Here is a 25,424-nt window from a genome sequence, read left to right as displayed (position 1 = left end):
GCATGACTTGCGACAGTTCCGCCAACGACGTGGCCCACCTGCTGTCGGCAGGCGGCACCGCCTTCGTGCGCGCCGTTGCCGCCCCCGATACCGCCCGCTACCTGCGCCGCGGCCAGTGGCCGGCCGGCGCCGAGCTCGACCTGCACGGCCTGCGGGTCGAACAGGCCCGCCACGCGGTATGGTCGTTCCTGGACGAATGCCTGGAACACGGCATCCGCAGCGTGCGCATCGTGCATGGCAAGGGTTATGGCTCGCAGGGCCTGGAACCCGTGCTGAAAGACAAGGTGCGCACCTGGTTGGTGCAAAAAGCCGACGTCATGGCGTTTTCACAAGCCCCCGACCGCGAAGGCGGGGCCGGCGCCCTGCTGGTACTGTTGCGCCAAGCTGGTGCGCGCCGGCCATGAAGTGGGTATACCTGGGCATCGCCATCGCGGCCGAGATCCTGGCCACCAGCGCCCTGAAAAGCGCGGAAGGCTTCACGCGGCTGCTGCCGTCGGTGGTCACCGTGGTGGGCTATGCGGTGGCGTTCTACTTCCTGGCGCTGACGCTGCGCGAAATCCCGGTTGGCATCGCCTACGCCATCTGGTCGGGCGTGGGCATCGTGCTGATATCCGTGGTGGGCGCGGTGTTCTTCAAGCAGCACCTGGACGGCCCCGCCATCGCGGGCATTGCGCTGATCATCGCCGGCGTGGTGGTCATGAACGTATTCTCTAAGTCCGTCGGGCACTGATCACGGCAGCGCCGGCGGCTTGCCGTCCGGTTCGCGCAGATAATGCACCAGCATGTCGGTGGCGCGGTCGGGCCGCGGCGTCAGCAGCGACACCACGATAATCGTCAGGAAAGCCACGGGCGCCCCGAACACGCCCGCCGCGATGGGCTGGATGCCCCACCAGGTATCCACCGGCAGGCTGCGTTCCACGCCGAAGACCCATTCACGCAGCCACGGATGCGTATGCGCCATGTAGGCGAAGGTGGTGGCCAGGCCGGCCACCATGCCCAGGGTGGCGCCCCACTTGTTGGCGCGCCGCCAGAATATGCCCATGACCAATGCCGGGAAGAACGACGAGGCCGCGAACGAGAACGCCGCCGACACCATGAACAGAATGTCGGCCGGCTTGCGGGCCGCCACCCAGGCGGCGCCGAACGCCACCACCAGCAGCAGGATCTTGGACACCATCACGCGGCGCGCGGCCGACATGCGGGGCGACACCAGCCGGTACCACATGTCGTGCGACAAGGAGTTCGACAAGGTCAGCAACAGCCCGTCGGCCGTGGACAGGGCCGCGGCCAGCCCGCCGGCGGCCACCAGCCCGGAAATCACGTAGGGCAGCCCGCCTATCTCCGGCATGGCCAGCACCACCACGTCCGCCCCCATGCTGATTTCGCCCAATTGCACCGTACCGTCACGGTTCACGTCCAGCAGGTTCAGCAGGTTGATGTCCACGGCGCTCCAGGCATGCACCCAGCTGGGCAGCGCGGCGAACTCGGTGCCCACCACTTGCGTGTACACCTCGTACTTCACCAGCAATGCCAGGGCGGGTGCCATGAAATACAGCAGCAGGATGAACAGCAGCGACCAGCACACCGAGCGGCGCGCCTCGACCATGGACGGCGTGGTGTATGACCGCATCAGAATGTGCGGCATGCCCGCGGTACCCAGCATCAGGCACAGTACCAGCGCCAGGAAGTTGATGCGCATGTGCTGGCGTTCCTGCGGGTCTTTGGCGGGAAAGGGCTCGGCGTGGGGCACCGGCGGCGAACCGCGCGCCTCGTAAGTGGCCCGCGCCTGCGACCACGCCACGCGGGCCTCTTCGACACTGGCGGGATAGGTTTCCAGCTCGCGCTCCAGCGAGCGTATTTCCACCATGGGCGCGTTGGCTTCGGTCAGTTGCGCCAGGCGGCTGCGCAATTGGTCTTTTTCCTGCTGCCACGACTCGGGCAGGGCCTGCAGGCGCTGGGTCATCTGGTCGGCGCGCGCCTGCCACAACTGCCGCACCTGCAGTTCGGCCACGTCTTTGCCCAGTTGCGCCTCGCGCTCGGTCACCTGCTGCATCACCGTGCCTGCCGACAACTGCGGCAAAGGCATGCCCGTGTGCTTGACCGACAGCCACACCACGGGCACCAGGTAAGCCACCACCAGGATGATGTACTGGCCCACCTGCGTCCATGTGACAGCACGCATGCCGCCCAGGAACGAGCACACCAGCATGCCGCCCAGGGCTACGAAAATGCCCAGCTCGAACGAAATGCCGGTCATGCGCGTAGTAATGATGCCCACGCCGTAGATCTGCGCCACCAGATAGGTGAAGGAACACAACACCGCGCAGGCCACGCCCGCCAGGCGCGCCAGGTTGCCGCCATAGCGCGCGCCCATGAAATCGGGAATGGTGTACTGGCCGAACTTGCGCAGGTACGGGGCCAGCAGCAGCGCCACCAGCACGTACCCGCCCGTCCAGCCCATGATGTAGGCCAGCCCGCCATACCCCGTCAGGTACAGCGTGCCGGCCACGCCGATGAACGAGGCCACCGACATCCAGTCGGCCGCGGTGGCCATGCCGTTGTAAAAGGCCGGTACGCGCCGCCCCGCCACATAATACTCAACCTGGTCGGACGTGCGGCACACAATGCCTATGCCAGCGTACAGGCTGACCGTCACCAGCAGGAACGCATAGCCGATCCAGTTGCGCGGCATGCCCGCCACCTCGGCCAGGGCCAGCAGCACGATCAGCAGCGCGAAGCCGGCCGTATACAGCACATAAATGCGGCGCAGCCGGATATCGAATTCGCGCGGGTTGTCGCCAGTAAACGGCATCAATCGCCCCGCTCGTCGTCAGGGCGGGCGCGCGAGTCGGCGCGGTTCATGATGAAGGCATAGACGCCCACCAGTACCAGGTACAGCAAGGGCGCGCCATAGGCGGCCATCCAGAACGAAAACGGCCAGCCTATGAAGGTGAACAACAGGTCGCGGGCAAAGAAGGCGGGCAGGAAGGTCAGGCCGGCCCAGCAGCCCAGCAGGATGCCGATCAGGACAAGGTTGCGCCGCCAGTAGCGCCGGGCGGCGGGATTTGAAGGGGTGCGGGTGTCCGGCATGGGTGATTAATAGCCGGTCAGGCGCCGCTTGGAAAGCCTTTGTGCACGAAAGCGAGCCTTACAAGCGACAACGGCTGGCACGAATGGTGCCAGCCGTTGTGCGTTTTGCTTTTATTAAGGTACTGCCAGTTTGTTATACCGGTGCCGCCGGTCGCCCTTTAAGGGCTGTTTGTCTCCTCACCTGCATGGAACAAGATTCTGCACCAGGAATGGGATTGTCACACTAGGGGAATGCCCTAAGACAGCGCAGAAACATTTGGTTGAATGCACCATATTGGTGCATTTCATGCCGGCGGCACATAAAAAAGGCCACCCACAGTGTGGATGGCCAAGAACAAGGTGCCCCGACTCCGCTCGGAAAAGGGCAACCCGTACCCTGATCAGAAGCGGTGACGCAGGCCGACGCCGACCGTCAGCATCTTGTTGCCTTCGACGAAGGCGTAGCCGTCGGCGTAGGAAGCCACCGTGTACAGGTTGGTACGCTTGGACAGGTCGTAGGTGTAGCCCACGCTGTAGATGTCCATGTTTTCCAGACCCTTGTTCGGGTCGGCGCGCTGCCACGAACCGAACACGTTGCTGGCGCCGCCAATCGGAGCGCTCAGGCCAACCAGGTACGAATTGATCTTCAGGCCGTCCCAGGTGAAGCGGTCGTTGGTATTGCCCAGGCCCTTGGCGGGGGTGTTGGGGTTGACGGCGCCACCGCCCAGGTCGAAGTCCTGGCCGAGGAACACGCCATCCTTGGTGCGGCCGTAGGCCAGCGACAGCTTCATGACTTCGAAGTCGTACGCGGCGCCCAGGATGAACTGCTGGGGTTGCGGCTGGCTGGGAGCGCGGAACTGCTGGTCATACGTGAAGGCCACTTGCAGCGGGCCGCCCACGTAGCGCAGACCGGCGGTCACGGCACGGTTGTTGTCGTCTTCTTCAAAGCCGGTGGGGCCTTCGACGTCGTCGGTCGAGAACGAGTAGCCCACGCCCGCCTGGAAGCCGCTCCAGCTGGGGGTCTGGTACATCACCATGTTGTCATAGCGAACCGTGTCGGCCGCGCTGAACGCCGAACCCATGGACGAGTTCAGGTAGCTGAGCGAGAACGGGTCGATGTCGGAGAAGTACTTCGACGCGATGTTGGTTTGGCGGCCCAGATCCAGGCGGCCCATGCTGTCGGACATCAGGCCGATGGTGGCTTGGCGGCCGAACAGGCGATCGCCCTGCTTGCTGTTGCCATTGCTGGCGCCGAAACCGCTTTCCAGCACGAACACCGCCGACAGGCCATCGCCCAGGTCTTCGGTGCCGCGCAGGCCCCAGCGCGAACCGCTCTGGATGCCGTCAGTCATACCGATACGGGATTGGTAGTCTCCACCATACTGGCCGCGGTTCGCATCTTCGGTACCGACTTTGCCGCGCTGGTAGGTGATCCCGACGTCAATCAAGCCGTACAAGGTCACCGACGTTTCAGCGTACGCGGTGCCGCCGATGCCGGCAAGGATTGCGCCGGCGAGCAAGGTTTTTGTTAGTTTCATTTCCTCATCCCGATCAAGAGTGAAAAGCTCTTCTGTCTCCACCCGCGGAGACAGTTCGAACCCATACGTTAGGGAATGCCGCAAAACGGCCCAAAACGAGGAACTACACAAGGTATCAAAAATTGTTTTGCGCCCCCGGAATAATCAGGGTTTCCCTCTAGAACGCGGGAAAGGCGCGAATATTTAGTTACTTAATACACTTCTTATAACGCCGCTTTTATGGCGCGCAAGCAACACCTTCAACCTACGTGTGTCCAGAGTTCCTTGGCGGGGCAAGCTGATTTTTTGTGTGTACTTATTAGTAAGGTCGATGGAACCTGCAAATATTGGTACTTGTTTTAATACAGAGGGACATCGTCTGTCCATTCTTTACAGCGGCGACGTCCTGCGGGCATGAAAAAAGCCGCCCCGGGGGGCGGCTTTGGGCAAGCGGCGGTGCCGCCCCTGCGGCACATCACATATTGTCGATCATGACCTGGCCGAAGCCCGAGCACGATACCTGCGAGGCACCTTCCAGCAGGCGGGCGAAGTCGTAGGTGACCTGCTTGGACAGGATGGATTTTTCCATGCTGGCGATGATGAGATCGGCCGCTTCCGTCCAGCCCATATGGCGCAACATCATTTCGGCCGACAGGATTTCCGAGCCCGGATTGACGTAGTCTTTGCCCGCATACTTGGGCGCCGTGCCATGCGTGGCTTCGAACATGGCCACCGAGTCGGACATATTGGCGCCCGGGGCAATGCCGATGCCGCCCACCTGCGCGGCCAGCGCATCGGAGATGTAGTCGCCGTTGAGGTTGAGCGTGGCGATCACATCGTATTCGGCCGGGCGCAGCAGAATCTGCTGCAGGAACGCGTCGGCGATGGAGTCTTTGACGATGATCTCGCGGCCCGTCTTGGGATTCTTGAATTTGCACCACGGGCCGCCGTCGATCAACTGGGCGCCGAATTCTTTCTGGGCCAGTTCATAGCCCCAGTCGCGGAAGCCACCTTCGGTGAACTTCATGATGTTGCCCTTGTGCACCAGCGTGACCGAAGCACGGTCGTTGTCGATGGCATACTGGATGGCCTTGCGCACCAGGCGTTCGGTGCCTTCGCGCGACACCGGCTTGATGCCGATGGACGAGGTATTGGGGAAACGGATTTTCTTCACGCCCAGCTTGGTCTGGAGGAACTGGATCAGTTCCTTGGCCTGCTCGGTTTCCGCCTGGTATTCAATGCCGGCGTAGATGTCTTCCGAATTCTCGCGGAAGATGACCATGTCGGTTTTTTCGGGTTCGCGCACCGGCGAAGGCACGCCCTTGAAGTAGCGCACCGGCCGCAGGCAGACATACAGGTCGAGTTGCTGGCGCAGCGCCACGTTCAGAGAACGGATGCCGCCGCCCACCGGCGTGGTCAGGGGGCCCTTGATGGACACCACGTAGTCTTTCACGACGTCCAGGGTTTCGTCGGGCAGCCAGACATCGGGACCATACACCTTGGTGGCCTTTTCGCCGGCATAGACTTCCATCCAGTGGATTTTGCGCTTGCCGCCGTAAGCCTTCTGCACGGCCGCATCCACCACCTTGATCATGACCGGGGTAATGTCCGCGCCGGTGCCATCGCCTTCGATGAAAGGAATGACGGCCTGGTCGGGCACATTCAGCGAGTAGTCGGCATTGACCGTGATTTTCTGGCCCGCCGCGGGCACCTTGATATGTTGGTAGGACATGAATGCTCCAGTTGCTCCGAATAATTATGCGCGCTCGCCTGGCCAGGGCGCGGACGCTGGCGGCAAGCCGCTGGACAACCGGGCCGGATGGCGGACAAGTAACCCATTCTATCTCGCATTCCGCGCCCCGTGCGCCCGGCAGCGCAACACGGCGGGTCTAAAATAGGGGTTTACCTATCCGCAAGCCGCAGGCCCATGTTCAACCCTTCCCGCGACCAGGTCCGCGAATTCTTCATCGAAACCTGGCGCAAGCACCGCGCCGCCGAAGTCCTGACTCCCCTCGAATCCATGGCCCTGGACTGGATCATCGAGCATCCCGAATACCACGGCGATCTCGAACATCCGGATGCCATGACGGCCCAATACCCGGTCGAGAAAGGCCGCACCAACCCCTTTCTGCACCTGTCGATGCACCTGGCCATCGCGGAACAGCTGTCCATCGATCACCCGCGCGGCATCCGCGCCGCCTATCAGAAACTGGTGTCCCGCACCGACGCCCACCAGGCCGCCCATGAAATCATGGAGTGCCTGGGCCAGGTGGTATGGGAAGCGCAGCGGCTGGGCACCCCGTTGGACAGCGACGCCTATATCGAACTGATCCGCCAGCGCGCCGAGCGCTAGAACCCGCCGCGCCAGCGCGGGAATATCGCTATACAAAAAAAGCCGCCCTGCATGCGCGGGGCGGCTTTTTCCTGGCGGCGCGCCGCGGCGGCCCGCTACTTGCGCACGCCCAGGTCGCTGGGCTGGGATGCCAGCCAGGCGGCCACGTGCTCGATATCCTGGTCGGACAGTTGCGCGGCGAATGCGCCCATGATGGGATTCTTGCGCACGTTCGACGTGGCGGGTGCGCCGGCCGCGCCGCGCTTGTAGGCCTTCAGCGCCTGCACCAGGTAGTCGGCGTGCTGGCCGGCCAGCACTGGGTAGGAAGGATCCACCGAGGTCTTGGCATCGGCGCCGTGGCACGACGCACAGTTGAACTTGTCGAACACCGCCTTGCCGGCGGCCAGGTCTTGCGCCTGCGCGGTACCGCCGGCAACCGCCAGCACAACACCCGCGAGGGTCAGCGTATAGCGTTTCATGATGGGCCCTCGCATCACTTGAGATTAGAGTAGTACGCGGCCAGGTCGGCGATGTCCTGGTCGCTGAGGCTGCCCGCGATGGCATCCATGGTGGGATGGCTGCGCGCGCCTTTCTTGTACTCGTGGAGGGCCGCTTCGATGTACTTGGCATTTTGCCCGGCAATCATCGGAACGTGGTACAGCTCGGGAAAGCTGGCTTTATAGCCCGGAATGCCATGGCAGCCGATGCACATGGAGACCTTGTCGCGGGCGTTCTGGACATTGCCGACCGGCGCTGCATCGGCTGCGGCTGCCTGGCCAGCGACCAGACAGGACGCCAAAGTAACCAGCACGGACAGAGATGTTCTCAACTTCATTGGAATGGCTCTTGGTAAGGCTGAAAACGATGCTCGGGATGAGCGCTGGGTCTATGCCCAACTGCAAAACTCTGCGATTGTACGATAATTGTTCGCAAGCCATACCAACCCGCGCGGCCCGCCCGTGCCCTTACCTGCCGCCATTGCCCATGTCCGCTGCCCAGACTTCCGCCGCCCCCCGCTTCGAAGGAACGGAGCGCTACGTTGCCACCGATGACCTCAAACTTGCCGTCAATGCCGCGCTGACCCTGCAAAGGCCCTTGCTCATCAAGGGCGAGCCGGGCACCGGCAAAACCATGCTGGCCGAAGAAGTCGCACAGGCGCTGGGCCGGCCGCTGCTGCAGTGGCACATCAAGTCCACCACCAAGGCCCACCAGGGCCTGTACGAATACGACGCGGTGTCCCGCCTGCGCGATTCGCAGCTGGGCGACGAGAAGGTTCGCGATATCCGCAACTACATCATGCAGGGCACGCTGTGGCAGGCATTCGAGGCCCCCGAGCCGGTAGTGCTGCTGATCGATGAGATCGACAAGGCCGACATCGAATTCCCCAACGACTTGCTGCGCGAACTCGACCGCATGGAATTCCATGTATATGAAACGCGCCAGACCATCGCAGCGCTCCATCGCCCGCTGGTGATCATTACCTCGAACAACGAAAAAGACCTGCCCGACGCATTCTTGCGGCGCTGCTTCTTCCACTACATCCGCTTCCCCGACCGCGAAACCATGCGCGACATCGTGGGCGTGCACTTCCCCGACCTGAAGCAGGACGTGCTGCGCGCGGCGCTGGACACCTTCTTTGCGCTGCGCGATGCGCCGGGCCTGAAGAAAAAACCGTCCACCTCGGAACTGCTGGACTGGCTGCGGCTACTGCTGGCCGAAGGCGCCACGGCCGACCAGATCGATGCCCACGCAGCCGCGTCGGTACCCATGATGGCGGGTGCCCTGCTCAAGAACGAGCAAGACGTGCAACTGCTGGAACGGCTGGCCGCCATGACGCGCGGCAACCTCCGGCGCTGAACGGCCCCGCGGCCCAAGCCGACATGCTGACCGACTTCTTCTACCACCTGCGCGCCCACAAACTGCCGGTCTCGGTAAAGGAATACCTGACCCTGCTGGATGCCATGCGCCACGGCGTCATGGCTCCCACGTTGGACAGTTTCTACTACCTGGCCCGCGCGGCCCTGGTCAAGGACGAATCCCTGTACGACCGCTACGACGCGGCCTTCGGCGCCTACTACCGCGGCATCGAAGCGGCCTTGCCGGCCGGCAAGGAAATTCCCATCGACTGGCTGATCAAGCAATTCGAGAAAAGCCTGACCCCGGAAGAAAAAGCCGCCATCGAAAAGCACGGCTGGGACAAGCTGATGGAGCTTTTCAAGGAACGCCTGGAAGAACAGAAAGAACGCCATGCCGGCGGCAGCAAATGGATAGGCACGGGCGGCACTTCGCCCTTCGGCAACGGCGGCTACCACCCCGAGGGCATCCGCGTGGGCGGCGCGTCGGCCGGCAACCGCAGCGCGGTGAAGGTCTGGGACATGCGCCAGTTCCGCGACTACGACGACCAGCTCGAACTGGGTATCCGCAATTTCAAGGTGGCGCTGCGGCGCCTGCGGCGCTTCGCGCGCGAAGGCGCCGACCTGGAACTGGACCTGGACGACACCATTGCCAGCACCGCGCGCAATGCCGGCCACCTGGACTTGCGGCTGGTGCCCGAACGCCACAACACCGTCAAGGTGCTAATGCTGCTGGACGTGGGCGGCAGCATGGACGACCACATCGCGCGGGTCGAAGAACTGTTCTCGGCCGCGCGCAGCGAGTTCCGCAACCTGGACGTCTACTACTTCCACAACTGCCCGTACGAAAGCCTGTGGCAAAGCAATACCCGGCGCCAGACCGAACGCTTCGACACCTGGGACATCCTGCGCAAATACAACCCGGACTGGCGGTTGATCATCGTGGGCGATGCCACCATGAGCCCCTACGAAATCCTGCAGCCCGGTGGGTCGGTCGAGCACTACAACAAAGAAACCGGGGCCGTGTGGCTGCGCCGCCTGCTGGACGCCTGGCCCAAGGCGGTGTGGCTGAACCCCGAACCCACCGCGTCTTGGCAGTACCGCCAATCGATCGCGCTGCTGCGCGACATCATGCAGGAACGCATGTATCCGGTTACCGTGGCCGGCCTGGAACAAGCCATGCGCCTGCTGTCGAAGTAAGTCGGCGGCCGCCTCAGCCGTCCACGGGGTGGGCCGGCGTGTCCAGCGTCAGCTGGTAGAACGCCAGGTCCAGCCAGCGCCCGAACTTATAGCCCGCGTGCCGGATGGTGCCGGCATGCGTGAAACCCAGTTTCTCGTGCAGATGGATGCTGCCGGCGTTGGCGGCATCGATGCCGCCCACCAGCACGTGCAGCTGGCGTTGCCGCGCGCGCTCGATCAGCACGCGCATCAGGGCTATGCCCAGCCCCCGGCCGCGAAAGCGGGCATCGATGTAGACGGAATGTTCGACGGTGTACTTGTTGGCCGGAAAGGCGCGGAAGGCGCCATAGCTGGCAAAGCCCATCAACGTGTCGCCCTCGTCCTCGAGGCCCATGACCGGAAACCCGCCCGCCTGCTTGGCCTGGAACCAGGCCTGCATCGTGGCCGGAGTGCGCGGCTGGTATTCGTACAGGGCCGTGGACGTGAGGATCGCGTCGTTGAAAATGGCCAGAATCGCATCGGCGTGGCGCGCATGCGTGCATTCGACCAGGGTGGCGCCCTGCGGCACGGAGGGGGGTGGGGAATCCATGCGGCATTGTAGCGACGGCGGGCGGAACCGGTTGCCGCACAGTAAAACAGTACCAGGCGCTAGCGGCGAACCTGGCACCGTTCGTTGGCGCTGCCCTACGCCGCCCGTGCTCGCCCTCCGCGCACCGTGAAGTGCGCCCGCGGCCCCGGGCAGCGGCGCCAGGGAATATCGTCGGCGTCCATGTCCAGGTCGAACGCCTCGTTCGCGGCCTGGCGCGACAGGCCCGGTGGCTGCCCTTCCATTTCCAGCACATGGCCGGCAAAGCCGCGCGGCAGGCCGCCGCATTCGGCGCAATAGCGCCGGGCCGGCACGTCCACCACATACGTGGTGTGGTCGTGGCCCAGGATGGCGACGAACTGGCCGTCGTCGCTGGCATACGCGTAACGAAACCTGCCCTTGATGCGGTCCTGGTCCAGCGGCGTTCCCATCAGTTGGGACAAGGCGTGTGTGACGAGATCTGTCAGCATGTCTGTTCCTCCGGTCGGGTTGGCCGGCGCGGCGCCGGCGATGAACGCGCGAACGACGCTCCCGCGGCCGCGCAGGCCGGCAGGCGCGAGACGGGAAGCCGCTGCGGCTGTCGCGCTCCCGTCTAGGGAATAGCTTCTGTTTTGAACAGGTTACACCTGTCCCGGCAGCCACTTCAAATCGGAACCATTGCGGGGGTATACACTCCAACGACTTTCGCCAGTTACACGGAACCCTGCCATGCGTTTTTCGTTTTCGGGGCTTGCGGCCCGCCTGAACGCCCTGCTGATCACGTCATTCCTGGCCTTCCAGGCCGGCGCCGCGCCCGCGCCGGCCGGCCTTTCCCAGGAAGCATCGGTCGAGGGCATTACCGAGTACCGGCTGGCCAACGGCCTGCGCGTACTGCTGGCGCCCGACGCATCCAAGCCCACCACCACGGTCAACATGACCTATCTGGTGGGCTCGCGCCAGGAAAACTATGGCGAAACCGGCATGGCACACCTGTTGGAACACATGCTGTTCAAGGGCACGCCCACCACCCGCAACGCGCTGGGTGAATTCTCGCGGCGCGGCCTGCAGGCCAACGGCTCTACCTCGTCCGACCGCACCAATTACTTTGCCAGCTTCGCCGCCAACCCCGACACCCTGAAGTGGTACCTGGGCTGGCAGGCCGACGCCATGGTCAATTCGCTCATCGCCAGGGAAGACCTCGATTCCGAGATGACGGTGGTGCGCAACGAAATGGAAAGCGGCGAGAACAACCCGTTCCGCGTGCTGATGCAGAAAATGCAGGCCACCGCCTACCAGTGGCACAACTATGGCAAAAGCACCATTGGCGCCCGTTCCGATGTAGAAAACGTTGACATCGAGCAACTGCGCGCCTTCTATCACCAGTATTACCAGCCGGACAACGCCGTACTGATCGTGGCCGGCAAATTCGACCCCCAAAGCACGCTGGAGGTGATCCGCGACACGCTGGGCAAGCTGCCCAAGCCGCAACGCAAACTGCCGCCGGAATACACCGTCGAGCCCGTACAGGACGGCGAACGCGCCGTCACCCTGCGCCGCGCCGGCGGCACGCCGCTGGTGGCGGCCATGTACCACATCCCGGCCGCCGGCAGCCCCGACTACGCGCCCTTCGACCTGGCCACCACCATCCTGGCCGACACCCCGTCCGGCCGCCTGTACCACGCCATGGTGCCCACCAAGCTGGCCGCCGACGTATTCGGTTTCACCATGGACCAATACCACCCGGGCGTGGCCATGTTCGGCGCGCAGCTTCAGCCCGGCATGGACCAGGACAAAGCCCTGCACACGCTGACAACCACGCTGGAATCGCTGGCCGGCAAGCCCTTTACCCAGGAAGAACTGGATCGCGCCCGCAGCAAGTGGCTGACTTCCTGGCAGCAGATCTACGCCGATCCGGAAAAAGTGGGGGTGGCGCTTTCCGAGGCCATCGCCGCTGGCGACTGGCGCCTGTTCTTCCTGCACCGCGACCGCGTGCGCGATGCCCAGTTGGCCGATGTACAGCGTGTGGCCAACGCCTACCTGGTGGCCAGCAACCGCACCGAAGGCCGCTACATCCCCACCGAAAAACCGCAGCGCGCCCCCCTGGCCACCCGCCCGGACCTGGCCGCGGCCCTGAAAGACTACAAGGGCGACCCGGATTTCAAGCAGGCCGACGCCTTCGACCCGTCGCCCGAAAACATCGACAAACTTACCCAGCGCAGCAGCCTGGACCTGCCCAACGGCGCCGTGCAACTGGCCTTGCTGCCCAAGGCCACGCGGGGCGGGCGTGTACAGGCAGAATTGCTGATCCAGTTCGGCGATGCCGACAGCCTGCGCGGCCAGCGCGTCAATGCTTCCGCCGTGGCCGACCTGCTCGAGCGCGGCACCGATAAGCTGTCGCGCCAGGACATCCAGGACCGCTTCGACGCGCTGCAGGCCCAGGTCAGCTTCAGCGGATCGGGCACCAATCTCACGGTAGCCATGTCGGCCGCGGGCGAACATCTGCCCGAACTGGTGTCGGTGGTGCTGGACGTGGTGCGCAACGCCAACTTCCCGGCCGAACAAGTGCAGGAATACCAGCGCCAGGCGGCCACGTCGATCCGCAGTGCCATGACCGAGCCCACGGCGCTGGCCGCGCGCGCATTGGCCCGCCAGGACAACCCCTGGCCCGCCGACGACGTGCGCTACGTGCCCACCTTCGAAGAAGCCCTGGCCGACGCGGAAAAACTCGACCGCGATGCCCTGTCCACCTTCCACAAGCGCTTCTACGGCGCGGGGGCCATCAAGCTGTCGGCCGTGGGCGATTTCGACCAGGCCGCGCTGAAGCAGGCGCTGACCGACGGCCTGAAGGGCTGGCAGGGCGCGCCCGCCTATACCCGGTTGTCCGACCCGTATCGCGACATCAAGGCGCAGCGCTTCGACATCGAAACGCCCGACAAGGCCAATGCCTTCTACATTTCGCGCATGCCGCTCAAGCTGCAGGATTCCAACGAAGACTTCCCCGCTCTGTACCTGGCCAACTTCCTGCTGGGCACGTCGGAAACGTCGCGCCTGTGGCACCGGGTGCGCGAAACCGAAGGCCTGTCGTACAACGTGCGCAGCAACCTGTCGGTATCGTCCTTCGAGCCCACGGCCAGCTGGACCATATACGCCATCTACGCCCCGCAGAACCGCGAACGGCTGGAAAAAGCCATCAACGAAGAACTGGCGCGGGCCGTGAAAGACGGCTTCACCGCCGAGGAAGTCCAGGACGGCATCGCCGCCCTGCTCAACTACCGCAAGCTGGCCCGCGCCCAGGACAGCGTGCTGGCCTCGACCTGGGTCGACTACCTGAAGCGTGGCCGCACGTTCGAATGGTCGGCCGAGATGGATCGCAAGATCACCGCCCTGACGCCCGAGACGGTTAACGCCGCCCTGCGCAAATACCTGCAACCGTCGGCCTTCAGCACGGCCGTCGCGGGCGATTTCTCCGCCGCCAAGAAAGCAGGCAAATAAAGCGCGGTTCCCGTCCCCAGCAAAACGCCGGCCTTGCGCCGGCGTTTTTTATTTTTCCATTGATGGTGCCTATCGCAACGATTAATCCATTATTAATGGTCAAAAAATCAATTTCCATTTTATTAGTTGCGATAATGGAAAAATATTTTCAATAAATACGGGTTTATCCCAGGTCTTGATGCGCGCAGAATGCAGTCATCGGGAAACAAAACGAACCACGACGGAAGGCCGCCGGATTCAGTCCCAGATCAAACAGACGAATGGAGGTCTTATGAAAACCCTAGCTACCGCAGTACTGATGTCCCTGGGCCTGCTGAGCGCCGGCGCCTATGCCGCTTCGCCCAATATCGAACCGAACAACGTTCCGTTCCAGGGTGTGTACGGCCAGACCGACGCCAACGCCCCCACCCGCGCCCAAGTGCAAGCCGACCTGGCCCAAGCCAAGGCCGCCGGCCTGGTCACTTACGGTGAATCCGACTACCCCGCCGCGCAAACCTTTGCCGGCCCCGGCAAGACCCGCGAACAGGTCCGCGCCGAGCTGGCCCAGGCCAAGGCCAACGGCCAATACACCTTCGGCGAACTGGACTACCCCCCGGTTGCCAACTGACAGGGAAAGCCGTGCGGCCCGCGCGGGCCGTCCCAAGGCAAAAAAACCCCCTGCAGGGATATCCCGCAGGGGGTTTTGCATTGCTGGTGTCAGGCTCCCGCCAGGGTGCCTGACACCGTTCTATCGAGACAGCCGGGGCGCACAACGGTGTCTGGCACCGTCGGAGCCAGACACCAGCCTGGTCTGCCCAAGTTCAACTGAAGAACTCTTTCACCCGATCCGTCCAGGACTTGCTTTGCGGCGAGTGGCGGTCGCCGCCGTCGTTCAGCGACGTCTCGAATTGGCGCAGAATGGTTTTCTGTTCCTCGCTGAGCCGCACGGGCGTCTCGACCACCACATGGCAGTACAGGTCGCCGGGGTAGCTGGCGCGCACGCCGCGTATGCCCTTGCCGCGCAGGCGGAAGGTCTTGCCGGACTGCGTGCCTTCCGGAATCGAGATCTCGGCCTTGCCGCCCAGCGTGGGCACCTGCAGTTCGCCGCCCAGGGCCGCCGTGGTGAACGGGATGGTCAGCTCGCAGTGCAAGTCTTCGCCATCGCGCTGGAAAATCTTGTGCTGCTTGATGTGGATTTCGACATACAGGTCGCCCGGAGGGCCGCCGTTGATGCCCGGTTCGCCATTGCCGCTGGAACGGATGCGCATGCCGTCATCGATGCCGGCGGGAATCTTGACCTGCAGGGTCTTGTTGCGGCGAATGCGCCCAACGCCGTCGCAGGCCGGGCACGGATCGGTGATTTCCTTGCCGCTGCCATGGCAGGTGGGGCAGGTTTGCTGCACGCTGAAAAAACCCTGCTGCATGCGCACCGCACCCGAGCCGCCGCAGGTGCGGCATGTCTTGGGCGTGGTGCCGGCCTTGGCGCCGCTGCCATGGCAGGTGTCGCAGTGTTCCCAACTGGGCACGCGGATCTCGGTGTCGAAACCATTGGCCGCCTGCTCCAGGGTGATCTCCAGCGCGTACTTCAGGTCGGCGCCGCGATACACCTGCGGGCCGCCGCCGCGCCGGCCGCCGGCGCCGCCGAAGATCTCGCCGAAAATATCGCCGAAGGCATCCGCGAAGCCGCCGCCCATGCCTGCGCCACCCATGCCGGCCGCGTTGGGGTCTACCCCCGCGTGGCCATAGCGGTCGTAAGCGGCGCGCTTTTGCTCGTCGCCCAGGACTTCGTAGGCTTCCTTGATTTCCTTGAACTTTTCTTCAGCGTCTTTGCTGTCCGGATTGCGGTCCGGATGGTACTTCATGGCCAGCTTGCGGTAGGCCTTTTTCAGTTCATCGTCCGTGGCGTTCTTTGCCACGCCGAGGACTTCGTAGTAATCGCGTTTTGCCATAATGGATGGGCTCGGGTAGAGCCATAAACTTGTAGCTTCTGAACGAATCCGCCCGGTAACCGGAAAATCCGGGTACCGGGCGCATTCAGGCGTCAGGGACGGCCATTACTGATCGCGCTTGACTTCCTTGAAGTCGGCGTCGACGACGTTCTCGTCCACCGGCTTGGCCGAATCGGCGGCCTGCTGCTGAGCAGCCTGCGAAGCCTGCATATCGGCGTACATCTTTTCACCCAGCTTCTGCGAAGCCGTCGACAGGGCTTCGACCTTGGCGTCGATGGCCGCCTTGTCGCCGTCCTTCAGCACGTCTTCCAGTTCCTTGATGGCGTTCTCGATGGCTTCTTTTTCAGCGGCCTCGAGCTTCTCGCCATATTCGGTGAGCGACTTGCGGGTGGCATGCACCAGCGCGTCGGCCTGGTTGCGGGTCTGGGCCAGTTCGGCAACGCGGTGATCTTCCTCGGCATTCGCCTCGGCATCCTTGACCATGCGCTGGATCTCGTCTTCCGACAAGCCCGAGTTGGCCTTGATGGTGATCTTGTTTTCCTTGCCCGTGCCCTTGTCCTTGGCCGACACGTGCAGGATGCCGTTGGCGTCGATGTCGAATGTGACTTCGATCTGCGGCAGGCCGCGAGGCGCGGGCGGAATGCCTTCCAGGTTGAACTCACCCAGGCTCTTGTTGCCCGCGGCGATTTCACGCTCGCCCTGGAACACCTTGATCGTCACGGCCGGTTGGTTGTCGTCGGCGGTAGAGAACGTTTGCGAGAAACGCGTCGGGATCGTGGTGTTCTTCTGGATCATTTTGGTCATGACGCCGCCCAGGGTTTCAATACCCAGCGACAACGGTGTCACGTCCAGCAGCAGCACGTCTTTACGATCGCCCGACAGCACCGAACCCTGAATGGCGGCACCCGCGGCCACGGCTTCGTCGGGGTTGACGTCTTTGCGGGGATCTTTGCCGAAGAATTCCTTGACCTTCTCCTGGACCTTGGGCATGCGGGTCATGCCGCCGACCAGGATCACGTCGTCGATTTCGGAAACCTTCACGCCGGCGTCCTTGATGGCCACGCGGCAGGGGTCGATGGTGCGCTCGATCAGTTCCTCGACCAGCGCTTCCAGCTTGGCGCGCGTGATCTTCAGGTTCAAGTGCTTGGGACCGGAAGCATCGGCCGTGATGTACGGCAGGTTGATTTCGGTCTGCTGGCTGGACGACAGCTCGATCTTGGCCTTTTCAGCCGCTTCTTTCAGGCGCTGCAGGGCCAGCACGTCTTTGGACAGGTCGACGCCCTGCTCTTTCTTGAATTCACCGATGATGTAGTCGATGATGCGCTGGTCGAAATCTTCGCCGCCCAGGAACGTATCGCCGTTGGTGGACAGCACTTCGAATTGCTTTTCGCCATCGACATCGGCGATTTCAATGATGGACACGTCGAACGTGCCGCCGCCCAGGTCATAGACGGCGATCTTGCGGTCGCCCTTTTCGGACTTGTCCAGGCCGAACGCCAACGCGGCCGCGGTGGGCTCGTTGATGATGCGCTTGACTTCCAGGCCGGCGATGCGGCCGGCGTCTTTGGTGGCCTGGCGCTGGCTGTCGTTGAAGTATGCCGGCACCGTGATCACGGCTTCGGTGACTTCTTCGCCCAGATAGTCTTCGGCGGTTTTCTTCATTTTGCGCAGCACGTCGGCCGACACTTGGGGAGGCGCGATTTTCTTGCCGCGCGCTTCCACCCAGGCATCGCCGTTATCGGCCTTGACGATGCTGTAGGGCATCAGGTCGATGTCTTTCTGCACGGCTTTTTCGTCGAACTTGCGGCCGATCAGGCGCTTGACCGCGTACAGGGTGTTCGTGGGGTTGGTGACCGCCTGCCGCTTGGCCGGCGCACCGACCAGGGTTTCACCGTCGTCCATGTAGGCGACGATGGACGGCGTGGTGCGGGCGCCTTCGGCGTTTTCGATGATCTTGACCTGGCTGCCGTCCATGACAGCCACGCAGCTGTTGGTCGTGCCCAAGTCGATGCCGATGATTTTGCTCATGGTCGAATACCTTGATGTAGATCCGTGAATACAGGAAATAACTGAAAAAACTGAGTCTTAGCCTAACTGGGGTTGCCGCCAGGGTTTTTCAAGACCCCTGCAGGCGGCCGATTGCCTCGGCGAACCGGGGCAGCCCCGGCCAGCCGGTAATGCGCCCCAGGCGCTTGCCGCCCCGGAACAGCACGAAGGTAGGCACCCCATGCAACGAAAAACGCCGGCCCAAGGGCTCGTCGGCGTAGACGTCGGCCTGGAACCAGGCCAGGCCTAATTCAAGCAGCGCCTGCTGGTGCAGCAAGGCCGCCTGCTTGAATAGATTACAATTGTAACAATCCTGGCCCCATAAAAACACACAACGCAAGTCGTCGCCCGGCGCCTCGATTACGGCGGCATCGAAATCGGCGGAGCCCACCGGGCGCATGCCGAATATCTCGAATACCTGGGCCGGGTCGAAGGAATCGGGTCCGGACATGGCGCTTAGCCCTGGCCGGCCGACACCACCACCAGCGCGGGCCGCAGGGTGCGGTCGGCAATGGCGTAGCCCTTTTGCAGCAACTGCACCACGGTGTTGGCGGGTTGGTCGGACGGGATGGAAGAAATGGCCTGGTGCTGGTGGGGGTCGAACTTGTCGCCCTGGGCGGGGGCGATTTCCTTCAGCAGGTTGCGGTCGAACGCGCCTACCAGTTGTTTCAGCGTCACTTCCACGCCTTCGCGCAGCGCGTCCACGGTTTGGTCGGGCTGGGCCAGCGCGGCTTCCAGGCTGTCTTTTACGGGAACCAGGCTTTCGGCGAACGACTCGATGCCGAACTTGCGTGCCTTGGACACGTCTTCCTGGGACCGGCGACGGATGTTCTCGGCATCGGCGCGGGTGCGCAGCAGTTGGTCCTGCTGTTCGGTGACGGTAGCCTGGGCCGCCTCGAGCTCGGCGCGCACCGCGGCCAGTTCGGCCTGCAGCGCCTGCACCGTGGCGGGCGCCGCGGCGGCCTGCTCGTCAGACTCGGGGGTTTGATCGACAGGCTCTTGGGATGCCGTCATGGGATGTTCCTCCAAAAAACAATAGCGTCGGCCCCGATAATGGGGGCCGATGCGGTGATTTCAAGAGGCGGGCTAGCCCTTGCCGGGCCGGGCCGGGGCAGGCGGATCGCTGGCGGGGAAAGAATCTTCAAGCGCCTCGTCCACCGCCTCGTCGGAATGGCGCTGGGGGTCGTCGTCGGGCGTAATGGCGACGGGATCACTGGCCGGGAAAGTATCTTCCAGGGCTTCGTCGAGCTCGCGCTCGACGGGATCTTCTTTCAGGTCGGTATGCCCAGGTGCCGAAGATGTGCCCACGCCGGGTCTCACGGTAATGTTCATACGCTGCCTCCTGCAAAGTTGGCGATCAATCTGAACCGGCGCCATGTCCGGCGCCGGCGCCCGATGGACGCGTGCCCGAATCCAGTGTACGGCCTTGGGAGGCGCGCGTGGGCCAGCCTTGTAAGTGATTGTCGACCAGGGCGGCCAGGCCTTCGATCCAGGCCGGGTGGTCATTCAGGGCCGGAATGTAGCGGAACTGGCGGCCGCCGGCCTGCAGGAAGGCATCGCGGCATTCCTGGCTGATTTCTTCCAGGGTTTCCAGGCAGTCGGCCACGAAGCCGGGACACACCACGTCTACCTCGGTAACACCTTGAGCCGCCAGCGCTTTCAGGGTGGGCTCGGTATAGGGCTCGAGCCAGCGGGCCGCGCCGAACCGGCTTTGGAAGGTAACCTCGACCTGCTCGGGGTCCAGCCCCAGGCGCTTGCGCAGCAGGCGGGCGGTTTCCAGGCAGTCGCGGTAATAAGGGTCGCCCAGTTCGATGGAATAGCGCGGCAGGCCGTGAAAGCTCATGACCAGCTTCTGGGGCCGGCCATTGGCCTGCCAGTAGTCGGAAATCTGGCGCGCCAGGGCATCCTGGTAGCCGGGGTCGTCATGGAAACGCTTGATGAAGCGCAGTTCGGGCTGGTCGCGCAAGCGCCCGGCGTAGCCGGCCACCGCATCGACCACCGTGGCCGTAGTGCTGGCGGCGTATTGCGGATACAGGGGCACCGTCAGGATGCGCTGGCAACCTTGCGCCCGCAGACGGTCGACAGCCTGGGCGATTGAGGGCTCGCCGTAGCGCATGGCCAGCTCGACCTGCACCTGGTGCCCCCGCGCGTGCAGGGCTTGCCGCACCCCTTCGGCCTGCCGGCGGCTGTACACCAGCAGGGGCGAACCTTCTTCCATCCAGATGCCCTCATAGCGCGGCTGCAGGCGCTTGGGCCGCCGTGCCAGCACCAGGCCATGCAGCACCGGACGCCAGATATAGCGGGGGATCTCGATGACCCGCGGGTCGGACAGGAAAGCCGCCAGGTAGCGGCGGATATCCTTGGGGGTGGCGGTGTCGGGGGTGCCCAGGTTTACCAGCAGGACGCCCACCGGGCCCGCGGCGCGGGGCGCCGGGTTTTCATCGAAAGGGTCTGCCTGGCGGGGCTCGGGAAGATAGCGTTCGGGCCAAAGGTACTTGAACAGGCGAAGGAACACGAAAGACCTCTCTGGGCGCTCTTTCCGCGAAAAAAGGGCGGCCCGCTACAAATCTATTGGTTGTGGCTCAGCGCATTGGACAACAGCCGCGCCGTGATGTCGACGATGGGAATCACACGTTCGTAGGCCATGCGGGTAGGCCCGATGACCCCCAGGGTGCCGATCACCCTGCCATCGGCCCCGTAGGGCGCGGTGATGACCGAGACTTCTTCCATGGGCAGCAACTGCGATTCGCCGCCTATGTATATTTGCACGCCCTGCGCGCGGCTGGAGGTATCCAGCAACTGCAGCAGTTCGGTTTTCTGTTCGAACAGCGAGAACATTTTGCGCAGGCGGTCCATGTCGGACGCGATGTCGGTCACGTCGAGCAGCTTGCGTTCGCCCGAGATGATCATGTCGTCGCCGTCTTCGACGGCCTCGGCACCGGCCTCGACGGCGGCCTGCATCAGGCGCGAGATGTCTTCGCGCAGTTGCGCCAGTTCGGTCGTCAGGGTACGACGCACGGCATCGAAGGACTTGCCGGCAAAATGCACGTTGAAGAAGTTGCCGGCTTCGAGCAGTTCGGATTCGGTGTAGTCGCGCTGCACCGACAGGATGCGGTTCTGCACGTCGCCGTCGGGCGTGACAATAATGAGCAGCACCCGTTTTTCGGACAACCGGATGAATTCGATCTGGCGGAACACCTGCGCGCGCTTGGGCGTGAGCACCACGCCGGCGAATTGCGTCAGGTTGGACAACAGGGCCGCCGCCGCATTCACGGCCCGGGAGGGCTCGGTGGCCGTCAGTGTGGCTTCACTGAATTGCTGGGGCCGGAACTGAAACGGCTGCACCGCCAGCAGCGAATCGACGAACATGCGATAGCCGCGCGGGGTGGGTATGCGCCCCGCCGAGGTGTGCGGACTGTGGATCAGGCCAAGGTCTTCGAGGTCGGCCATGACGTTGCGGATGGTGGCCGGCGACAGGTCGAACACCTTGGAAAGCGTGCGCGAACCGACTGGTTGCCCGTCGGCAATGTGGCGTTCTATCAACGCTTTAAGTAATGCGCGTGCGCGATCATCCATATGGGCTATTGTAGGGAAACTTTTGGAAATGGGCGATTTTGTCCAGCGGCAAGACATGCGGCCCCATATAATCTTCGAATCCGCCATTTGCATAGATTATCCGCCTTAACGCCATGCACTTCCCTACCGTCGCCCTGATAGGCAGACACCAGGACACCGGCCTGGATGCGCCGCTGCGCGCCCTGGCGCACATGCTCGTGCAGGCGGGGCGCCAAGTGCTCATCGAATCCGACACCGCCGACAACACCGGCGTACGCGAATATCCGGTCGCCACCCTGAAAGAAATCGGCGCCAACGCCTCGCTGGCCGTGGTCATGGGCGGCGATGGCACGGTGCTGGGCGCAGCGCGCACGCTGGCACCGTTCGGCGTGCCGCTGGTGGGCATCAACCATGGCCGGCTGGGCTTCATCACCGACGTCCCCCTGCAAGAGGCTCACACGGCACTGCGGCGCGTCATCGACGGCAATTACCAGGCCGAAGACCGCATGCTGCTGGAAGGCAGCGTCTGGCGCGGCGACCAATTAATGTATTCGGCCCCCGCCCTGAACGACGTGGTGCTGAACCGCGCCGGGCGCGGCGGCATGATCGAAGTACGCGTCGAACTGGACGGGGCGTTCATGTACGGCCAGCGCGCCGACGGCCTGATCATCGCCACCCCCACCGGCTCTACCGCCTATGCACTGTCGGCCAACGGCCCCATTCTGCATCCCGGCCTGGACGCCATGGTGCTGGTGCCCGTGGCGCCGCAAACACTGTCGAACCGTCCCATCGTCATTCCCGGCGGCGGCGTGCTCAGCATGACGCTTACCGCCATCGGCCGCGTCGAGGTCGGCGCCAGCGTGCACTTCGACATGCAAACCTGGTCTGACTTGCAGCCGGGCGACCGCATTTCAGTGCAGCGCGCGCCCTACACCATCCGCTTCGTGCATCCCGAAGGCTACAGCTTCTTTTCCACCCTGCGCCGCAAGCTGCACTGGAACCTGATGCCGCAAGCCTCGGACAGCGTGGAGTAACGGCCGGCCATGCTGCGTACCCTGCACATCCGCGACTTCGTCATCGTCGAACAAGCCGAGATCCACTTCGACGCCGGCTTCACGGTGTTCTCGGGCGAAACCGGCGCCGGAAAATCCATTCTCATCGACGCGCTGGCCCTGGCCCTGGGCGAACGCGCCGACACCGGCGTGCTGCGCGAAGGCGCGGCGCGCGCCGACATTACGGCGCTGTTCGATGCTCCCCAGAACCTGCGCGGCTGGCTGGCCGAACGCGACCTGGACACCGGCGAAGAACTGGCGCTGCGCCGCGTGGTCGACGCCCAGGGCCGCAGCCGCGGCTATATCAATGGCATGCCGGCCACCCTGGGGCAATTGCGCGAACTGGGCGACCACCTGGTCGACATCCACGGCCAGCACGCCCACCAGAGCCTGATGCGCGCCGACGCCCAGCGCGACCTGCTGGACGCCCATGGCGGGCACGCCGAATTGCGGCAGGCCGTGGGCCAGGCCTGGAAAGAATGGCGCACCCTGGCGCGCCACCTGGAACTGGCCGAGAAAGACGCCGCCGGCCTGGCGGCCGAACGCGAACGCCTGCAGTGGCAGGCCGACGAACTCGACCAACTGGCGCTGCAGCCCGGCGAATGGGATGCCCTGCAGGGCGAACAATCGCGCCTGGCGCATGCGCAGTCGCTGCTGGACGGCGCGGGCCAGGTCCTGGAAGCGCTGGACGGCGAAGAAGATTCCGCCCAGCATCGCGTCGCCACCGCCCAGCACCGCCTGCAGCAAATGCTGCGCCACGACCCGGCCCTGCAAGGGGTGGCCGACGCGCTTGAATCCGCGGGCATCGCCATGGCCGAAGCGGTATCCGACTTGAACAATTACGTCAGCCGCGTCGAGCTCGACCCGCAGCGCCTGGCCGAAGTCGACACCCGCATGAGCGCGGTGTTCGACACCGCGCGCAAGTTCAAGACGGAACCCGAAGAATTGCTCGCGTTGCGCGACTCACTGCACACGCAGCTGGCCGACATGCAGGCTGCCGCCGATATCGACACCCTGCGCGCCCGTACCGAAGCAGCCAGCGCGCAATACGAAGCAGCGGCGGGCAAGCTTTCCGCCGCGCGCGCCAAAGTGGCCAAGAGCCTGGGCAAGCAGGTTACCCAGGCCATGCAGGCATTGGCCATGCAAGGCGGCAAATTCGAACCGGTGGTGTCGCAAGCCGCGCCGTCGGCGCAGGGCAGCGACCAAGTGGAATTCCTGGTGGCCGGCCATGCGGGCACCTCGCCCCGCCCCCTGGCCAAGGTGGCGTCGGGCGGCGAACTATCGCGTATTTCCCTGGCGTTGTCAGTCATTGCCAGCCGCGCCGCGCGCGTGCCCACCCTGATCTTCGACGAAGTCGACAGCGGCGTGGGCGGAGCCGTGGCCGAAGTGGTGGGCAAGCTGCTGCGCGAACTGGGCGAGCGCCATCAAGTGCTGTGCGTTACCCACCTGCCCCAGGTGGCAGCCTGCGGCAATGCGCAGTATCGGGTAAGCAAGTCGGAACGCGCGGGAGTAACCCGGTCGCACATCGCCGAATTGGACGCCGACCAGCGCGTGGAAGAAATCGCACGCATGCTGGGAGGCATCAAGATCACCGGCACCACGCGCGACCACGCGCGCGAGATGCTGGGCGGCGTGGCCGAGCCGTCGCGCTAGCCGGCACCCGGCGGCGCCACTACCGGCTTAGCGGGCCTTCTGGCAGTCGCCGCAAATGCCGTACAGCACCATGGCATGGCTTTCCAGGACGAAGTTGTTGTCCTTGGCCACCTTGTGCTGGCGCTTTTCGATGTCGGGGTCGGAAAATTCGACGACCTTGCCGCAATTGGTGCAAATGAGGTGATCGTGGTGGTCGCCGTCGTTCAGCTCGAACACCGCCTTGCCGCTGTCGAACTGGCTGCGGCTGAGGATGCCGGCCTGCTCGAACTGGGTCAGCACGCGGTATACGGTGGCCAGCCCGATCTCGACGTTTTCGCCAATCAGGGCGCGATAGACGTCTTCGGCGCTAAGGTGACGCTGGTCGGCTTTGCGGAAGATGTCCAGAATTTTCAGGCGCGGGAAAGTCGCCTTCAAGCCCATGTTCTTCAGTTCGCTTTGGTCGGTCATGGTGTAATCGCTCTCTGTCCGCGGTGGCTTGGGCAGGAAATACGGCCGCCGAACGGGCAAAGGTACCGCTTTTTCCGCTGCCCGCGGAGCTACCGCATTGTGAAACCTTTATGATAACGGTTTTACTGGCTTTAAATCACAGATAGGGGCGCTTGGAGTCCATGATTGCACGTATTCCGACCCGGTTCCTGAAAACTGCGCTGGCCGCAACCGCCGTGACGGTCGCCCTGGCGGGCTGCACGTCCGACAAATGGGGCTTTCCTTACAAGGCGCCGGTGCAGCAAGGCAACTGGATCACCCAAGAACAGGTTGCCCTGCTGCAGCCCGGCATGACGCGCGAACAGGTGCGTTTTGCCCTGGGCAGCCCCACTCTGACCAGCGTGCTGCACGCCGATCGCTGGGATTACCCCTATTATTTCAAGCCCGGCTATGGCAAGGCACAGGAGCGCAAGTTCACGGTGTGGTTCGACAACGATCGCCTGACGCGCTGGAGCGGCGACGAACAGCCCGAACTGCAGCCCTTCCAGCTGGACGCCGAGGGCAATCCGGCCAAGAAAGCCGCCGACGAGCAACTGGACGCCGAAACGGCCAAGCAGCAGGCTGAGGGCGCCGGCATCACGCGTATCGCGGTCTACGACGGCGCCGTCCAGGCGCATGGGGCCGATGGCGCCGGCGTGGTCATCCCCGCCGGTTGGCAGGCGCGCCTGACGGCGACGGGACTGTCGCCGATCGAGCC

General features: G+C 63.9%; 26 protein-coding genes. 10 read left to right on the top strand and 16 right to left on the bottom strand.

From position 1 onward, the window contains the following. A partial coding sequence (locus LPZ50_RS06035; protein ID WP_230658840.1) for a Smr/MutS family protein occupies positions 1-404 on the top strand: 404 nt, incomplete at its 5' end. Continuing rightward, positions 401-730 (top strand): DMT family transporter, encoded by a 330-nt coding sequence (locus tag LPZ50_RS06030; protein WP_230658838.1) that lies wholly within the window; start codon positions 401-403, stop codon positions 728-730. The genes LPZ50_RS06035 and LPZ50_RS06030, both read left to right, overlap by 4 nt. Here LPZ50_RS06030 and LPZ50_RS06025 read toward each other — a convergent pair whose 3' ends face one another. The 4 genes from LPZ50_RS06025 to icd form a co-directional block, all read right to left on the bottom strand. Next, complete coding sequence (locus LPZ50_RS06025) at positions 731-2,812, bottom strand: sodium:solute symporter family protein (protein WP_230658836.1); 2,082 nt, start codon at positions 2,810-2,812, stop codon at positions 731-733. Then, positions 2,812-3,090, bottom strand: coding sequence for a DUF4212 domain-containing protein (locus LPZ50_RS06020; RefSeq protein ID WP_230658834.1), 279 nt, complete (start codon positions 3,088-3,090; stop codon positions 2,812-2,814). Before LPZ50_RS06020 ends, LPZ50_RS06025 begins: the two co-directional genes overlap by 1 nt. Before the next feature lie 380 nt (positions 3,091-3,470). Further along, positions 3,471-4,607 (bottom strand): porin, encoded by a 1,137-nt coding sequence (locus LPZ50_RS06015; RefSeq protein ID WP_230658831.1) that lies wholly within the window; start codon positions 4,605-4,607, stop codon positions 3,471-3,473. Between the two features lie 454 nt (positions 4,608-5,061). Continuing rightward, positions 5,062-6,318: an NADP-dependent isocitrate dehydrogenase gene (gene icd, locus LPZ50_RS06010; RefSeq protein WP_230658828.1), complete on the bottom strand. Its 1,257-nt coding sequence runs from the start codon at positions 6,316-6,318 to the stop codon at positions 5,062-5,064. Between the two features lie 195 nt (positions 6,319-6,513). On the opposite strand from icd, the gene LPZ50_RS06005 reads away from it, so the two are divergent. Continuing rightward, a complete protein-coding gene (locus tag LPZ50_RS06005; RefSeq protein WP_230658826.1) occupies positions 6,514-6,939 on the top strand; it encodes a DUF1841 family protein in 426 nt (141 codons plus the stop codon). A 95-nt stretch (positions 6,940-7,034) separates the two neighbouring features. Here LPZ50_RS06005 and LPZ50_RS06000 read toward each other — a convergent pair whose 3' ends face one another. Beyond that, positions 7,035-7,397, bottom strand: coding sequence for a c-type cytochrome (locus tag LPZ50_RS06000; RefSeq protein WP_230658825.1), 363 nt, complete (start codon positions 7,395-7,397; stop codon positions 7,035-7,037). Between the two features lie 14 nt (positions 7,398-7,411). Beyond that, positions 7,412-7,753 (bottom strand): c-type cytochrome, encoded by a 342-nt coding sequence (locus tag LPZ50_RS05995; RefSeq protein ID WP_230658823.1) that lies wholly within the window; start codon positions 7,751-7,753, stop codon positions 7,412-7,414. Positions 7,754-7,902: 149 nt separating this feature from the next. Between LPZ50_RS05995 and LPZ50_RS05990 the strand changes: the two genes are divergently transcribed. Both LPZ50_RS05990 and LPZ50_RS05985 read left to right on the top strand, forming a co-directional pair. Beyond that, positions 7,903-8,775 (top strand): AAA family ATPase, encoded by an 873-nt coding sequence (locus LPZ50_RS05990; protein ID WP_230658821.1) that lies wholly within the window; start codon positions 7,903-7,905, stop codon positions 8,773-8,775. Between the two features lie 23 nt (positions 8,776-8,798). Beyond that, positions 8,799-9,971 carry a vWA domain-containing protein gene (locus LPZ50_RS05985; protein WP_230658819.1) on the top strand — a complete coding sequence of 391 codons (1,173 nt, stop codon included), beginning with the start codon at positions 8,799-8,801 and terminating at the stop codon, positions 9,969-9,971. Between the two features lie 13 nt (positions 9,972-9,984). On the opposite strand, the gene LPZ50_RS05980 is transcribed toward LPZ50_RS05985, so the two are convergent. Both LPZ50_RS05980 and LPZ50_RS05975 read right to left on the bottom strand, forming a co-directional pair. Further along, positions 9,985-10,539, bottom strand: a complete 555-nt coding sequence (locus tag LPZ50_RS05980) for a GNAT family N-acetyltransferase (RefSeq protein ID WP_230658817.1) — start codon at positions 10,537-10,539, stop codon at positions 9,985-9,987. A gap of 95 nt (positions 10,540-10,634) precedes the next feature. Next, positions 10,635-11,006 carry a hypothetical protein gene (locus LPZ50_RS05975; RefSeq protein WP_230658815.1) on the bottom strand — a complete coding sequence of 124 codons (372 nt, stop codon included), beginning with the start codon at positions 11,004-11,006 and terminating at the stop codon, positions 10,635-10,637. Between the two features lie 238 nt (positions 11,007-11,244). On the opposite strand from LPZ50_RS05975, the gene LPZ50_RS05970 reads away from it, so the two are divergent. Together LPZ50_RS05970 and LPZ50_RS05965 are read left to right on the top strand one after the other, a co-directional pair. Further along, on the top strand, positions 11,245-14,007 hold the full coding sequence (locus tag LPZ50_RS05970) for a M16 family metallopeptidase (RefSeq protein ID WP_230658813.1): 2,763 nt from the start codon (positions 11,245-11,247) through the stop codon (positions 14,005-14,007). Positions 14,008-14,278: 271 nt separating this feature from the next. Next, complete coding sequence (locus tag LPZ50_RS05965; RefSeq protein WP_230658811.1) at positions 14,279-14,614, top strand: DUF4148 domain-containing protein; 336 nt, start codon at positions 14,279-14,281, stop codon at positions 14,612-14,614. Positions 14,615-14,807: 193 nt separating this feature from the next. On the opposite strand, the gene dnaJ is transcribed toward LPZ50_RS05965, so the two are convergent. From dnaJ to hrcA, 7 genes are all read right to left on the bottom strand, one after another. Next, a complete protein-coding gene (dnaJ, locus tag LPZ50_RS05960) occupies positions 14,808-15,935 on the bottom strand; it encodes a molecular chaperone DnaJ (RefSeq protein ID WP_230658809.1) in 1,128 nt (375 codons plus the stop codon). Positions 15,936-16,040: 105 nt separating this feature from the next. Continuing rightward, positions 16,041-17,963 (bottom strand): molecular chaperone DnaK, encoded by a 1,923-nt coding sequence (dnaK, locus tag LPZ50_RS05955; RefSeq protein WP_230658807.1) that lies wholly within the window; start codon positions 17,961-17,963, stop codon positions 16,041-16,043. Positions 17,964-18,051: 88 nt separating this feature from the next. Continuing rightward, positions 18,052-18,432: a thioredoxin family protein gene (locus tag LPZ50_RS05950; protein WP_230658805.1), complete on the bottom strand. Its 381-nt coding sequence runs from the start codon at positions 18,430-18,432 to the stop codon at positions 18,052-18,054. Between the two features lie 5 nt (positions 18,433-18,437). Next, on the bottom strand, positions 18,438-18,995 hold the full coding sequence (gene grpE, locus LPZ50_RS05945) for a nucleotide exchange factor GrpE (protein ID WP_230658803.1): 558 nt from the start codon (positions 18,993-18,995) through the stop codon (positions 18,438-18,440). A 72-nt stretch (positions 18,996-19,067) separates the two neighbouring features. Beyond that, a complete protein-coding gene (locus LPZ50_RS05940) occupies positions 19,068-19,313 on the bottom strand; it encodes a hypothetical protein (protein WP_230658801.1) in 246 nt (81 codons plus the stop codon). Positions 19,314-19,338: 25 nt separating this feature from the next. Further along, positions 19,339-20,496, bottom strand: coding sequence for a ferrochelatase (gene hemH, locus LPZ50_RS05935; protein WP_230658800.1), 1,158 nt, complete (start codon positions 20,494-20,496; stop codon positions 19,339-19,341). Positions 20,497-20,549: 53 nt separating this feature from the next. Further along, complete coding sequence (gene hrcA, locus LPZ50_RS05930; protein WP_230658799.1) at positions 20,550-21,557, bottom strand: heat-inducible transcriptional repressor HrcA; 1,008 nt, start codon at positions 21,555-21,557, stop codon at positions 20,550-20,552. Positions 21,558-21,670: 113 nt separating this feature from the next. On the opposite strand from hrcA, the gene LPZ50_RS05925 reads away from it, so the two are divergent. Together LPZ50_RS05925 and recN are read left to right on the top strand one after the other, a co-directional pair. Continuing rightward, a complete protein-coding gene (locus LPZ50_RS05925; protein ID WP_230658797.1) occupies positions 21,671-22,570 on the top strand; it encodes an NAD kinase in 900 nt (299 codons plus the stop codon). 9 nt (positions 22,571-22,579) lie between these two features. Next, entirely contained in the window at positions 22,580-24,241 is a 1,662-nt protein-coding gene (gene recN, locus LPZ50_RS05920; RefSeq protein WP_230658795.1) for a DNA repair protein RecN, read from the top strand. A 27-nt stretch (positions 24,242-24,268) separates the two neighbouring features. Here the strand turns inward: recN and fur are convergent, their stop codons facing one another. Then, positions 24,269-24,688, bottom strand: a complete 420-nt coding sequence (gene fur, locus LPZ50_RS05915; RefSeq protein ID WP_230658793.1) for a ferric iron uptake transcriptional regulator — start codon at positions 24,686-24,688, stop codon at positions 24,269-24,271. A 161-nt stretch (positions 24,689-24,849) separates the two neighbouring features. Here fur and LPZ50_RS05910 point away from each other — a divergent pair. Beyond that, the coding region (locus tag LPZ50_RS05910; RefSeq protein WP_230658791.1) for an outer membrane protein assembly factor BamE at positions 24,850-25,424 on the top strand (575 nt) is incomplete at its 3' end.

The sequence above is a fragment of the Bordetella petrii genome (assembly GCF_020991325.1).
Lineage (GTDB): Bacteria > Pseudomonadota > Gammaproteobacteria > Burkholderiales > Burkholderiaceae_B > Bordetella_A > Bordetella_A petrii_E.
This window is presented reverse-complemented; position numbering and strand designations above follow the sequence as displayed.